This is a genomic window from Pusillimonas caeni (genome assembly GCF_003545815.1).
GTDB lineage: Bacteria > Pseudomonadota > Gammaproteobacteria > Burkholderiales > Burkholderiaceae_B > Pusillimonas > Pusillimonas caeni.
The window spans coordinates 117,334-129,156 of record NZ_PDUW01000010.1 but is presented as its reverse complement, the minus strand read 5'-3'; the positions used below and the strand labels follow the sequence as shown (position 1 = coordinate 129,156).

The following is an 11,823-nucleotide window of genomic DNA, read 5'->3' as shown; positions in this document are numbered from 1 at the left end:
CCGGCCGATAGACTCGGGCGGACTACTACGGATGGGCAACTTCATCCGGCGGTGGTCCGCCTGAAAGCATTCCTGCCGCATACTGCCGCTCATCATCATTGCAGCGGAGTATGCGTCCATGTCCTTAGCGGTATTGGCCAGCCAGGCGCTGTGCGGACTGCAAGGCTTTGCCGTCCGGGTCGAGGTGCACGTGGGCCCCGGTCTTCCTTCCTTCGGCCTGGTCGGCCTGCCCGACACCGGGGTGCGCGAAAGCCGCGAGCGGGTGCGCTCGGCCATCATCAGCAGCGGCTACGAGTTTCCCGCCGGCCGCATCACGGTGAACCTGGCGCCGGCCGACCTGCCCAAGGAGTCCGGGCGCTTCGACCTGTCCATCGCGCTCGGCGTGCTGGCGGCCTCGGGCCAGATCGCCGCGCCGGCGGCTCGAGGCGGCGGGGCGCCTCCGGAGCTGGACGGATATGTATTCGCGGGCGAGCTTTCCCTCACCGGAGCCGTGGTGCCGGTGGCGGCGCCGCTGGCCATTGCGCTGTCCGTCGCCCGCAGCCAGCCCGGCGCGGCCCTGGTGCTGCCGGTCGCTTGCGCCGGGCTGGCCGCCCACGTGCCCGGGCTGCGGGTTTTGGCGGCAGGCTGCCTGCGCGATGTCGTCGAGCATTTTTGCGGCGGCGATCCCCTCGCGCCGGCGGCGGCGTCGCCGTGGGCGGTTCAGCACCCGCCATTGGCCTGCATGTCCGAGGTGCGAGGCCAGCCGGCTGCGCGCCGGGCGCTCGAAATAGCGGCCTGCGGCGGGCATAGCCTCTTGATGTCGGGCCCGCCGGGCGCGGGCAAAAGCATGCTTGCACATCGCCTGCCGGGCCTTTTGCCGGCGCTGAGCGACCCACAGTCCCTCGAGGTGGCCGCGCTGGCCAGTGTCGGCGGCAAAGAGCCGCGCTTCAGCTCATTGGCGCCATTTCGGGCGCCGCATCATTCGGCCTCCATGCCCGCGCTGGTGGGCGGAGGAGCGCGTCCCAAGCCCGGCGAAATCAGCCTGGCCCACCACGGCGTGCTCTTTCTGGACGAGCTGCCCGAATTCCAGCGCCACGTGCTCGAGGCCTTGCGCGAACCGCTCGAAACCGGCTGCGTATCCATAGCCAGAGCCAGCGTGACCTTGCAATTTCCCGCCGAGTTCCAACTCGTCGCGGCCATGAATCCTTGCCCCTGCGGCTGGCTGGGCCATGCCCGCATGCGATGCGCCTGCACGCCCGATCGCATCGACAAATACCGCGGCCGCATCTCGGGACCGCTGCTCGACCGCATCGATCTGCAGATCAGCCTGCCGGCGGCCGAGGCTGATTGGCTGGACGCGCCTCCCGGCGAGGCGTCCGGGCCCATACGGACCAGGGTGGAGCGCTGCCGCGCAAGACAGCTTGAAAGGCAGTCCGGCCTCAACGCCAAGCTGGACGTCGAAGCCATAGAACGCCACTGCGGCCTGAAGGACGATGCGCGCTCGCTGCTGCGCGAGGCCATGCGGCGCTGGAGCTGGTCCGCCCGGGTGGTGCATCGCGTGCTGCGCGTGGCGCGCACGCTGGCCGACATGGCGGAAGAAGATTCGATCGACGGCGGCCACCTGGCGGAGGCGGCCCGCTATCGGCAGCCCTGGGGCTGACCGCCTATTGCGAGACGCCCACCGCTTGCTCCAGGCCCGGCGCCACCGCAGCCTGCTGGCGCTTGCACGCCATGGCGGTCATGCACAGGGCGGCGATCCCTATGCAAAAGGCCAAGAATTATCTTATAATCAAGGGCTTTTCCCAGTTGCGCACCTTTTGCAAGTCGGGAAGAAACCCAAAAAATGGCTAAAAACGGGGCGATGCCTTGGCAGCGGCTTTTTGCTGTCCAGGCCGAGTTACCCCGGTGGGTTTGTCAAGTGCTGCCTTAGCGGGCAAGCCACCTGCGGCCATAAATCACAACAGAGTTTTATCATGCCAAAAATGAAGACCAAGCGAGGCGCTGCCAAGCGCTTCGTGGTTCGTGGTAGCGGATCCATCAAGCGCGGACAGGCGTTCAAGCGCCATATCCTTACTAAGAAGACCACCAAGAACAAGCGCCATCTGCGCGGTTCGGCGGCCGTGCATAAAGCCGACGTCGCCTCGGTCAAGGCCATGATGCCTTTTGCTTGATCACTAACGGAGATTCCCTACCATGCCACGCGTAAAACGCGGCGTTACCGCCCGCGCCCGTCATAAGAAAGTCATCAGTGCCGCCAAAGGCTACCGCGGTCGCCGCGGCAACGTCTTCCGCATCGCCAAACAGGCGGTCATGCGGGCCGGCCAGTACGCCTACCGCGACCGCCGCAACAAGAAGCGCACTTTCCGCGCTCTGTGGATCACCCGCATCAATGCCGGCTGCCGCGAACTGGGCATCACGTACAGCGCCTTCATCGCCGGTACCAAGAAGGCCTCTATCGAACTGGATCGCAAGGTGCTCGCCGACATGGCGGTGAACGACAAGGCGGGCTTCGCCGCCGTCGTCGCCCAGGCGCGCGCCGCTCTGGCTGCCTAAGCCGCCGATCACGATATTGTGTTGCTGCGAACGGGGCTCTTTGTGGGCTCCGTTTGCTTTTGGAAGCGATGATCCATGACCTTACCGGCTGATGACCTGATATCCCAGGCAAAAGAACTCTTCGCCCAGGCCGCCGACCCGGCCGCGCTCGAGAACGCCAAGGCGCGCTTTCTGGGCAAGCAGGGCGCGCTTACCGCCTTGCTCAAGGGGCTGGCCCAGCTCGACCCGGAACAAAAGCGCGAGCAGGGCGGACGCATCAACCAGGTCAAGCAGCAGATCGAAGGGCTGCTCAACCAGCGCCGCGCCGAGCTTGTACAGGCCGAACTGGACAAGCGCCTGGCCGCCGAAACCATCGATGTGACCCTGCCCGGTCGAGGCCGGGGAGCCGGCGGCATCCATCCCGTCATCCAGACATGGCAGCGGGTGCAGGCCATCTTCGCGTCGATCGGCTTCGACTCGGTCGAGGGGCCTGAAATCGAGAACGACTGGACCAACTTCACCGCCCTGAACAATCCCGAGAACCATCCCGCCCGGTCCATGCAGGACACCTTCTACGTGGACATGAAGGATGAAAGCGGGCTGCCGCTGTTGCTGCGCACGCACACCAGCCCCATGCAGGTGCGCTATGCGCGCATGAACAAGCCGCCGATCAAGGTCATTGCGCCGGGCCGCACCTACCGCGTCGACAGCGATGCCACGCATTCGCCCATGTTCCACCAGGTCGAAGGCCTGTGGATCGCCGAGGACATCTCCTTTGCCGATCTCAAGGGCGTCTACACGGATTTCCTGCGCGCCTTCTTCGAGACCGACGAACTGTCAGTGCGCTTTCGCCCCTCTTTCTTTCCCTTCACCGAGCCCTCGGCCGAAATCGACATGATGTTCTCTTCGGGCCCCAACCAGGGACGCTGGCTCGAGATCTCGGGTTCGGGGCAGGTGCATCCCCAGGTGGTGCGCAACTTCGGCCTCGACCCCGAACGCTATATCGGCTTTGCCTTCGGATCGGGGCTCGAACGCCTGACCATGCTGCGCCATGGCGTCAACGACCTGCGCCAGTTCTTCGAAGGCGACTTGCGCTTCCTGCGTCAATTCAATCGCTGAGCGCCGTCTGGACGCCAGCCGTTGCAAACGGATCTGACAATACATCATGCAATTCCCGGAATCTTGGCTACGCACGTTCGTTAATCCCGACCTGTCCACCGACGAACTGTCCCATCGCCTGACCATGGCCGGTCTCGAAGTGGAAGAAACCGAGCCGGTCGCGCCGCCTTTCAGCGGCATCGTGGTGGCCCATATCGTCGACGTCGAGAAGCATCCCGACGCCGACAAGCTGCGTGTGTGCCGCGTGGACGACGGTTCCGGCCAGCCGCTGCAGATCGTCTGCGGCGCGCCCAATGCGGCCGCCGGCCTGAAGGTTCCCCTGGCGCGCCTGGGCGCCGTGCTGCCCGGCGGCATGAAGATCGGCAAAGCCAAGATGCGCGGGGTCGAGTCCTTCGGCATGCTGTGCTCGGCGCGCGAACTGGGCCTGTCGCAGGACCACGCCGGGCTGCTCGAACTGGACGCGGGCGCCACGGTCGGCCAATCGCTGCGCGAGGCGCTCGATCTGGACGACACGCTGTTCACCCTCAAGCTCACGCCCAACCGGGCCGATTGCCTGTCCATCCTGGGCGTGGCGCGAGAGGTGGCGGCCCTGACCGGCGCGCCGCTGGCCTTGCCCGAGGCCGCGCCGGCAGCGGTCGAGATCGATGACCGCCTGCCGGTCGACGTGCAGGCGCCCGACCTGTGCGGCCGCTTCGGCGGGCGCGTCATCCGGGGGGTGAACGCGCGCGCCAGGACGCCGGACTGGATGGTGGCGCGGCTCGAGCGGGCCGGCCAGCGCTCCGTCTCTGCCCTGGTGGATATTTCCAACTACCTGATGCTGGAACTGGGCCGTCCGACCCATGTCTTCGATCTGCAGCGCATACAGGGCGGCCTGACGGTGCGCTGGGCGAAACAGGGCGAGAAGCTCGAGTTGCTCAATGGCCAGACGGTGGAACTCGCCCCCGACGTGGGCATCATCGCCGCGGGCGAGATCGTAGAAAGCATGGCCGGCATCATGGGCGGCGAAGCCACCGCCGTGACGCTCGACACCACGGACATCTACGTCGAAGCGGCGTTCTGGTGGCCCGACGCCATCATGGGCAAGGCCCGCCGTTATAAATTCAGTTCGGAAGCCAGCCATCGCTTCGAGCGCGGCGTCGATTTCCAGAACGTGGTGCGCGACCTCGAGCGCATCACCAGCCTGATTCTGCAGGTCTGCGGCGGCAAGGCAGGCCCCATCGACGACCAGGTGATCAATCTGCCCGAGCGCAAGCCGGTGCAGATGCGCCTGCAGCGCTGCCATCGCGTGCTGGGCGTGCCGGTCGAACAGGCCGAGGTCGAGCGCATCTTCGACAGCCTCGACCTGTCGTGGGAATGCCGGGACGGCATCTTCAGCGTGGTGCCGCCCTCGTACCGTTTCGACATCGAAATCGAAGAGGACCTGATCGAAGAGGTGGCGCGTATCTACGGCTTCGAGCGCCTACCGGACGAGCCGCCGCGCGCGCGCGCCCGGATGCGCGTCGACGCCGAGAATCTGCGCGGACCCCACGCCTTGCGCCATGCCATGGCCGCCATGGACTATCAAGAGGTCGTCAATTTCTCCTTCGTCCAGGAAGACTGGGAGCGCGAGTACGCCGGCAACGCCGATCCCATCCGCCTGCTCAATCCCATCGCCAGCCAGCTTGCGGTCATGCGCTCGAGCCTGATCGCCGGCCTGGTGGACAACATCCGTCACAACGCCAACCGCAAGCAGCCTCGGGTGCGTGTATTCGAGCTGGGCCGCGTCTTTTACCGTGACGCCTCGGTGCGTAACGGCGAGCTTGCGGTCGCGGGAGTGGCGCAGCCGCAGCGCCTGGCCGGCGCCGCCTGGGGGCCCGCCCTGGAAGAGCAGTGGGGCGTTCCCACACGCCAGGTCGATTTCTACGATGTGAAGAAGGATGTCGAGACTCTGTTGGGAGGGCGCGCCGCGCACTTGCGCTGCGAGTCGGCCGAGCATCCGGCCCTGCATCCCGGCCGCAGCGCCCGCCTGGTGCTGGAAGGGCGGGCCGTGGGCTGGATAGGCGAACTGCACCCGCGCCTGATACAGCAGGCCGACCTGGCGCATGCGCCCGTGGTGTTCGAAGTGGACGTACAGGCCATCGAAACCCAGCTCATGCCTCATCCGCGCGAGCTTTCGCGCCAGCCCGTGGTCGTGCGCGACCTGGCTTTCTGGGTCGGCGCCAACGTCTTGTATCAGGATTTACTGAACACGCTTACCCAAACCATTGAATCTGATGCTACTCTTGGCATTATCCAGGACATCAGGCTGTTCGACGTATGGCGCGATCCCGCCCAGGCGGCCGGAGGCGGCGACAAGAGCATGGCGCTGCGGTTCTGGCTGCAGGACGACCAGGTCACTCTGGATGACGCCCGGGTCGAGCAATGCATGAACCGGTTGCTGCAGGCGCTCGTCGACGCCCACGGGGCGCGCCAGCGCGCTTAAGGAGCTTATCAAGTATGAACTCAGACTCGCGTACCTTGACCAAGGCCGAACTGGCCGAGCTGCTGTTCGAGCGGGTGGGGCTGAACAAACGGGAAGCCAAAGACATCGTCGACACCTTCTTCGAAGAGATCCGCGAATGCCTGGCGCGCGGAACCGAAGTCAAGCTGTCGGGTTTCGGCAATTTCCAGGTGCGCGACAAGCCGCCGCGCCCGGGCCGCAATCCCAAGACCGGAGAAGTGATTCCCATCGAAGCCCGGCGCGTTGTTACTTTCCACGCCAGCCAGAAGCTCAAAAGCGTGGTCGAACAGGCCGGGGCCGCCCCGCAGCGCCAGTCCGACTGAGCTGCGAAAGCCGGCCGCGCCTTCGCGCCGGTTCGTCCCGATCGAGCCCCGCCATCAAAACCACATAACTTCCGCCCATGAGTTCCACTGAAACTTCCGTCACCTTGCCGCCGATTCCGGCCAAGCGCTATTTCACCATCGGCGAGGTCAGCGAGCTGTGTTGCGTCAAGCCGCATGTACTGCGGTACTGGGAACAGGAGTTCACGCAGCTCAAGCCGGTCAAGCGGCGCGGCAATCGCCGCTACTACCAGCATCACGAAGTCCTGCTCATCCGCCGCATACGCGACCTGCTTTACGAGCAGGGCTTTACCATCAGCGGGGCGCGCAATCGCCTGGGCGACGCCCAGGCGCCTTTCGACCAAGAGGCCGCGGTACGCCTCAGCGGCCACGAACTGCAGACGCTGCGAGCCGAACTGCAGGCCGCGCGCGACGAACTGGCTCAGGTTCTGGGCGCCTCCGGCGGCAACTGATGCGGGCGCAAGCCCTGGCGGCGCTGCTTTGCCAGGCGCCGGCCGACAAGGTGGCGGCCGTGGCCGCCATCGATTCATCGCAGAACGTGGACGCGGCGTGGCGCGCGGCCGAACCGCCCGGCATACCGGGGCGTCCGGCCCGCCCCGAACTGGTGGGGCCGTTCAAGGTCAAGCAGCGTTCCGCGCACACCGCGGCGGGCAGGGCGGCGCTGATCCACTCATTGGCCCATATCGAATTCAACGCCATCAATCTCGCCCTGGACATCGTCTGGCGCTTTGCCGGCATGCCCGCGCGGTTCTATCACGACTGGCTGCGCGTGGCGCGCGAGGAGGCCCATCACTTCAGCCTGCTGGCCGGCCATCTGCGCGGCATGGGCCACGAGTACGGTGATTTTCCGGCCCATGACGGCCTGTGGGAGATGGCCCAGCGCACCTCGGACGACCTGTTGGCGCGCCTGGCCCTGGTGCCGCGCACGCTCGAAGCGCGGGGACTGGATGCCTCGCCGCCGATCCGCGCCAAGCTGGCCGAGGCGGGCGACGAGCAGGCAGCGGCCATCCTGGACGTGATCCTGCGCGACGAGATCGGGCATGTGGCCATAGGCAACAAATGGTATGGGCATTTGTGCCGGCAGCGCGGGCTCGATCCGGTGGCGCAGTACCGCGATCTGGCGCGGCATTATCGCGCGCCGCGCCTGCGTGGCCCTTTCAATATGCAGGCCCGCCGCCAGGCGGGGTTCAGCGAAGCGGAGTTGCAAGCCTTGCAAGAGCAGGATGCGGCCGCTCCGCACTGAAGCGCCGCCGCGGGAAAGGCGGCCGGCCTGACGAGGGAGTTCCGCCTGCAAAAGATGCGAAGGCCCTCAACCGAGACTGACCGTGCGTCCGATGAACAGTATCGGCCCGTCGGGCTCTTGGGGCGGGGCGATGCTGGGCTCTTGGGTCATTTCAAAGATCTGCCCGGGTCTGACTTCGCCGGTCACGTCCACGGGCAGGGTCAGTGAGCGGGCGGGGTCGACCACGCCCAGAAGCCGCGGATGAGGCGATTGCTCGGTGTAGGTCCATAAGTACACGGATTCCGATTCGGGCACGACGATGTCCACCTGGGGCGCCAGGACGAGATTCTGCCGGCTGTCCACCGTCAAGACCCAGCCCGGAGTGGAGCTGAGGCCCGGCGCCTGCATGATGGCGATCTGGACGATCTTGGGCGCCGGCGCCGTGGGCGGTTGAAGCGAGGCGCTCAGCGCGGGATCGTGCTTGAAGGTGTCCTTGGGCAGCACCAGCACGGCGGCGAGTATCGCCAGGGCCGCGCTGAGGGCGCGCCAGAACCACAGGCTGCGCCAGATCGCCCGTCGGGACGGGACACGTGCGCCGGCCTCGGGCCTGAAGGCCTCGATGGGATCCGGCGGCGCGGCGCGCACCCTTGCGGGTTCGGGTGCCGGCGCGTCGGAAACGGCCGGAGCTTCACGGCGGGCGGTGGCGGCGCCGGGCGCTTCCGCCGGGCGCGCGGATCGGGGCGGCCGGGCGGCCTCCGGGGGCTTCGAGGCGGCGTCCGGCCTGATGAGCCGGGGTTCGAAGTCCATGGCCATCCCCGATTGCGCGGTGGAGGCGGGCGGCGCCGATGGCGGCGGAGCAGGCGCGCGGGCGGGCCGGGCCGCCGGCTCGGGTGCGGGCCGCGGTGGCGCCGCGGGGACGCTGCGCGGCAGGCCCAGGGTGTCCTGAATGCGGCCCAGCAGCGCGCCGGGAGGATTCAGCGGGGTGAGCGCGTCGGTCAGTTCGAGCAGCCGGGCTTCCCATTGCAGGGCCGATACCACGGCGTTGTCGTCCGCCCCAAGCAAGGAGTGGGCTTGCGCGACTTCGTCCGGATCGAGCAGGCCAAGGGTATATTCGGCGATGAAAAAATCGTCTTTGTGATGCAGCGCAGTCATGCCGGTTCGCACTCCCGCAAGGCGCGCAGGCAGGAGCGCACGCGATTGCGCAGCTCCGCCACCGAACATCCCAGCCGGGCGGCGATGTCGGAGTAATTCATGCCGTTGTAGAAGGCCATCAGGACTGGCTTGCGAGAGCCGTCGGGCTGCTGCTGCAGCGCCGCCGCCACGCCGGCGGCACCGTCTTCATGAGCAGGCAGGACGCTGGGCGTGACCGGCGCGGAGGCGGCCGGCGCCGGGCTGCGCCGCAGCATGCTCAGGGTGCGGTAGCGCATGATGCTGTAGATCCAGGCGCGGGCGCTGCCGGTGCGCGAATCGTAGCTGCCGGCATTCTTCCACACCAGCACGAAGGCGTCATGGACGGCGTTTTGCGCGGCGGCCTGGTCGCCCAGCATGATGTTGGCCAGGGCCAGCATGCGTGGGGCTTCCTGGGCGTACAGCCGCTGCAGCGCCGCGGGATCGCCTTGCGCGCAGGCGGACAGCGCGGCGTGGTAGTCGAAGGACGAATCGACCATGAGTTCTCCGGTTTCTTGATTGCGGGTTTATTGTATAAGGTGTTGCCTGCGCCGCCGTGCGCAGCCCTTCATTTTTCATCATTGTTCATGAGCAGAATCCACTACCGGGGCCCGGCCCCTTCCAATCGCGACGACATCAAGACGATACGTTCGCTTCTTCCCTTCGTATGGCAGTTCAAGTGGCGTGTCGTGTTCGCCATGACCTGTCTGATCGCGGCCAAGGTCGCCAGCGTGATCACGCCGCTCTATCTCAAGGAACTGGTCGATGGCCTGAGCCTGCCGCAGACCCTGCTGGTGCTGCCTGTGGCCGCGCTGCTGGGCTATGGCTTTGCCAGGCTGGCCACCAGCGTGTTCGGCGAATTGCGCGACGCGCTTTTCGCACGCGTCACGCAGGGCTCGATCCGGCGCATCGCCACGCGCCTGTTCGAGCATCTTTTTGCGCTGTCGATGCGGTTTCATCTGCAGCGCCAGACCGGCGGGCTGAGCCGGGACATCGAGCGCGGCACGAAGGGCATCGGCTTCCTGCTGAACTTCATGGTGTTCAATGTGCTGCCGACCTTGCTCGAGATAGGCATGGTGGCGGCGATATTGCTGTGGCGCTACGACCTTCTGTTTGCGCTGGTGACATTGGGCACCATCGCCTCGTACATTGTCTTTACGCTGCTGGTGACCGAGAAGCGCATGGTGTACCGGCGCAGCATGAACGACCTGGACAGCCAGGCCAACAGCAAGGCCATCGACGCGATCCTCAATTATGAGACAGTCAAGTATTTCGGCAACGAAGCCTATGAACTGGACCGCTACGATCGCAACCTGAACCGCTGGGTCGAATCGGCGGTCAAGAACCAGGTGTCGCTCAACCTGCTCAACATGGGGCAGGGGGTCATCATCACGGTGGGCGTCACGGCCTTGCTGTGGCTGTCCGCCAGCGGCGTGGTCGAACAGACCATGACGGTGGGCGACGTGGTGCTGGTCTCGGCCTATCTCACGCAGCTGTATGCGCCATTGAACTTCCTGGGCTTCGTCTATCGCGAGATCAAGCATGCCCTGGCCGACATGGAGCGCATGTTCGGCTTGCTGGACCAGAACCTGGAAGTGGCCGACAAGCCTTCGGCGCGAGTGCTGAATACACGCAGCGCCTCGGTGCGATTCGAACACGTGGACTTCGGCTACGAGCTGAACCGCCAGATATTGTTCGATGTCAGCTTCGAGATTCCCGCCGGCCACAGCCTGGCGGTGGTGGGCGCCTCCGGCGCGGGCAAGTCGACCTTGTCGCGCCTGCTGTTCCGCTTCTATGACGTGACGGAAGGCGCGATCGAGGTCGACGGCATCGACGTCCGCGATCTCGAACAGGCGAGCCTGCGGCGCCATATCGGCATCGTTCCACAGGACACGGTGCTGTTCAACGACACCATCCTGTACAACATCGCCTACGGCAATCCGGACGCCAGCCGCGAGGACATCGTCGAGGCAGCCAGGGCGGCCCGCATCCATGATTTCGTCATGAGCCTGCCCGAAGGCTATGACACGCAGGTGGGGGAACGAGGCCTGAAGCTGTCGGGCGGCGAGAAGCAGCGCGTGGCGATCGCGCGCACGCTGCTGAAGAACCCGCCCATACTGGTCCTGGACGAGGCGACCAGCGCGCTGGACACCCGCACCGAACGGGCCATCCAGGACGAGTTGCGCCAGATCGCCCGAGACCGCACGACCCTGATCATCGCGCACCGCCTGTCGACGGTGGTGGACGCCGACGAGATCCTGGTGCTGGACCACGGCAGGGTGATCGAGCAGGGCTCGCATCGCGAGTTGCTGCTGCAGGGAGGGCGCTATGCGCAGATGTGGATGCTGCAGCAGGCGGGGGACGACGAGATTTCTTCAGGTTGAGCCTGTTGCAACCCCATCGCCCGTAGGGTCATGCTTGACTGATACAGTACCGCAGAGGTACGGTATACGAAACGGTGGAAAAAGCCGGGTACGAGCTGCCCGCCATCGAGACATTGATTGGAGCCCATCATGTTGCGCATCAGCAAGATCATGGATTACGGCACCCTGGTGCTTACCTATATGGCCGGCTGCCCCGAACGCCTCTGCAGCGCGTCCGAGCTGGCCAGGGCCCTGGGCCTCAATCCTCCCACCGTCAGCAAGGTACTGAAGCTGCTGGGCCGGCACGGCCTGGTGCGCAGCGTGCGCGGCGTGCAGGGCGGCTATGCCCTGGGGCGTCCCGCAAGCGAGATATCGATCGCCCAGGTCATCGACGCGCTCGAAGATCAGCCCTTCGGGCTGACGGAGTGCACGGCCATCCCCGGAAGCTGCGATTTCGAAACCGGCTGCACGCTGCGCGAGAACTGGCAGCGCATCAACGCCATCGTGCGGCGCACGCTCGAGGACGTCTCGGTGGCCGACATGGCGCGACCCCAGCCGATGCCGCTTTCCCGCTCCGGCGGAGCGCAGGCCGTGGTGCGCAGGCAACCGGTCGTTTGAATG

General features: G+C 66.1%; 12 protein-coding genes. 10 read left to right on the top strand and 2 right to left on the bottom strand.

Annotated features, from left to right (window positions below):
* Nucleotides 1–118 precede the first annotated feature (118 nt).
* The 8 genes from CSC67_RS18750 to CSC67_RS18715 all read left to right on the top strand — a co-directional run bounded on the left by CSC67_RS18750 (nt 119) and on the right by CSC67_RS18715 (nt 7,693).
* Nucleotides 119–1,639: a YifB family Mg chelatase-like AAA ATPase gene (locus tag CSC67_RS18750; RefSeq protein WP_118995984.1), complete on the top strand. Its 1,521-nt coding sequence runs from the start codon at nt 119–121 to the stop codon at nt 1,637–1,639.
* 313 nt (nt 1,640–1,952) lie between these two features.
* A complete protein-coding gene (gene rpmI / locus CSC67_RS18745; RefSeq protein WP_118995983.1) occupies nt 1,953–2,150 on the top strand; it encodes a 50S ribosomal protein L35 in 198 nt (65 codons plus the stop codon).
* 22 nt (nt 2,151–2,172) lie between these two features.
* On the top strand, nt 2,173–2,532 hold the full coding sequence (gene rplT / locus CSC67_RS18740) for a 50S ribosomal protein L20 (protein WP_118995982.1): 360 nt from the start codon (nt 2,173–2,175) through the stop codon (nt 2,530–2,532).
* Nucleotides 2,533–2,607: 75 nt separating this feature from the next.
* The gene (pheS, locus tag CSC67_RS18735) at nt 2,608–3,630 is read left to right on the top strand and encodes a phenylalanine--tRNA ligase subunit alpha (RefSeq protein ID WP_118995981.1); all 1,023 of its coding nucleotides are present in this window, start codon (nt 2,608–2,610) and stop codon (nt 3,628–3,630) included.
* Between the two features lie 46 nt (nt 3,631–3,676).
* Nucleotides 3,677–6,091 (top strand): phenylalanine--tRNA ligase subunit beta, encoded by a 2,415-nt coding sequence (gene pheT / locus CSC67_RS18730; RefSeq protein WP_118995980.1) that lies wholly within the window; start codon nt 3,677–3,679, stop codon nt 6,089–6,091.
* 14 nt (nt 6,092–6,105) lie between these two features.
* Nucleotides 6,106–6,432 (top strand): integration host factor subunit alpha, encoded by a 327-nt coding sequence (locus CSC67_RS18725; protein ID WP_118995979.1) that lies wholly within the window; start codon nt 6,106–6,108, stop codon nt 6,430–6,432.
* A gap of 77 nt (nt 6,433–6,509) precedes the next feature.
* Complete coding sequence (locus CSC67_RS18720) at nt 6,510–6,902, top strand: MerR family transcriptional regulator (protein ID WP_118995978.1); 393 nt, start codon at nt 6,510–6,512, stop codon at nt 6,900–6,902.
* A complete protein-coding gene (locus CSC67_RS18715; RefSeq protein ID WP_118995977.1) occupies nt 6,902–7,693 on the top strand; it encodes a ferritin-like domain-containing protein in 792 nt (263 codons plus the stop codon). Before CSC67_RS18720 ends, CSC67_RS18715 begins: the two co-directional genes overlap by 1 nt.
* Before the next feature lie 66 nt (nt 7,694–7,759).
* Here the strand turns inward: CSC67_RS18715 and CSC67_RS18710 are convergent, their stop codons facing one another.
* Both CSC67_RS18710 and CSC67_RS18705 read right to left on the bottom strand, forming a co-directional pair.
* Nucleotides 7,760–8,824, bottom strand: coding sequence for an anti-sigma factor domain-containing protein (locus CSC67_RS18710; RefSeq protein WP_118995976.1), 1,065 nt, complete (start codon nt 8,822–8,824; stop codon nt 7,760–7,762).
* A complete protein-coding gene (locus CSC67_RS18705) occupies nt 8,821–9,339 on the bottom strand; it encodes a sigma-70 family RNA polymerase sigma factor (RefSeq protein ID WP_118995975.1) in 519 nt (172 codons plus the stop codon). Before CSC67_RS18705 ends, CSC67_RS18710 begins: the two co-directional genes overlap by 4 nt.
* A gap of 87 nt (nt 9,340–9,426) precedes the next feature.
* Between CSC67_RS18705 and CSC67_RS18700 the strand changes: the two genes are divergently transcribed.
* Together CSC67_RS18700 and CSC67_RS18695 are read left to right on the top strand one after the other, a co-directional pair.
* Nucleotides 9,427–11,223: an ABCB family ABC transporter ATP-binding protein/permease gene (locus CSC67_RS18700; protein ID WP_118995974.1), complete on the top strand. Its 1,797-nt coding sequence runs from the start codon at nt 9,427–9,429 to the stop codon at nt 11,221–11,223.
* Nucleotides 11,224–11,352: 129 nt separating this feature from the next.
* On the top strand, nt 11,353–11,820 hold the full coding sequence (locus tag CSC67_RS18695) for an SUF system Fe-S cluster assembly regulator (protein ID WP_118995973.1): 468 nt from the start codon (nt 11,353–11,355) through the stop codon (nt 11,818–11,820).
* Nucleotides 11,821–11,823: the final 3 nt, after the last annotated feature.

What these genes read in the sequence shown, in the direction of transcription:
- CSC67_RS18750 (WP_118995984.1), top strand. Translation starts at nt 119, where the DNA reads ATGTCCTTAGCGGTATTGGCCAGCCAGGCGCTGTGCGGACTGCAAGGC.
- rpmI (WP_118995983.1), top strand. Translation starts at nt 1,953, where the DNA reads ATGCCAAAAATGAAGACCAAGCGAGGCGCTGCCAAGCGCTTCGTGGTT.
- rplT (WP_118995982.1), top strand. Translation starts at nt 2,173, where the DNA reads ATGCCACGCGTAAAACGCGGCGTTACCGCCCGCGCCCGTCATAAGAAA.
- pheS (WP_118995981.1), top strand. Translation starts at nt 2,608, where the DNA reads ATGACCTTACCGGCTGATGACCTGATATCCCAGGCAAAAGAACTCTTC.
- pheT (WP_118995980.1), top strand. Translation starts at nt 3,677, where the DNA reads ATGCAATTCCCGGAATCTTGGCTACGCACGTTCGTTAATCCCGACCTG.
- CSC67_RS18725 (WP_118995979.1), top strand. Translation starts at nt 6,106, where the DNA reads ATGAACTCAGACTCGCGTACCTTGACCAAGGCCGAACTGGCCGAGCTG.
- CSC67_RS18720 (WP_118995978.1), top strand. Translation starts at nt 6,510, where the DNA reads ATGAGTTCCACTGAAACTTCCGTCACCTTGCCGCCGATTCCGGCCAAG.
- CSC67_RS18715 (WP_118995977.1), top strand. Translation starts at nt 6,902, where the DNA reads ATGCGGGCGCAAGCCCTGGCGGCGCTGCTTTGCCAGGCGCCGGCCGAC.
- CSC67_RS18710 (WP_118995976.1), bottom strand. Translation starts at nt 8,824, where the DNA reads ATGACTGCGCTGCATCACAAAGACGATTTTTTCATCGCCGAATATACC.
- CSC67_RS18705 (WP_118995975.1), bottom strand. Translation starts at nt 9,339, where the DNA reads ATGGTCGATTCGTCCTTCGACTACCACGCCGCGCTGTCCGCCTGCGCG.
- CSC67_RS18700 (WP_118995974.1), top strand. Translation starts at nt 9,427, where the DNA reads ATGAGCAGAATCCACTACCGGGGCCCGGCCCCTTCCAATCGCGACGAC.
- CSC67_RS18695 (WP_118995973.1), top strand. Translation starts at nt 11,353, where the DNA reads ATGTTGCGCATCAGCAAGATCATGGATTACGGCACCCTGGTGCTTACC.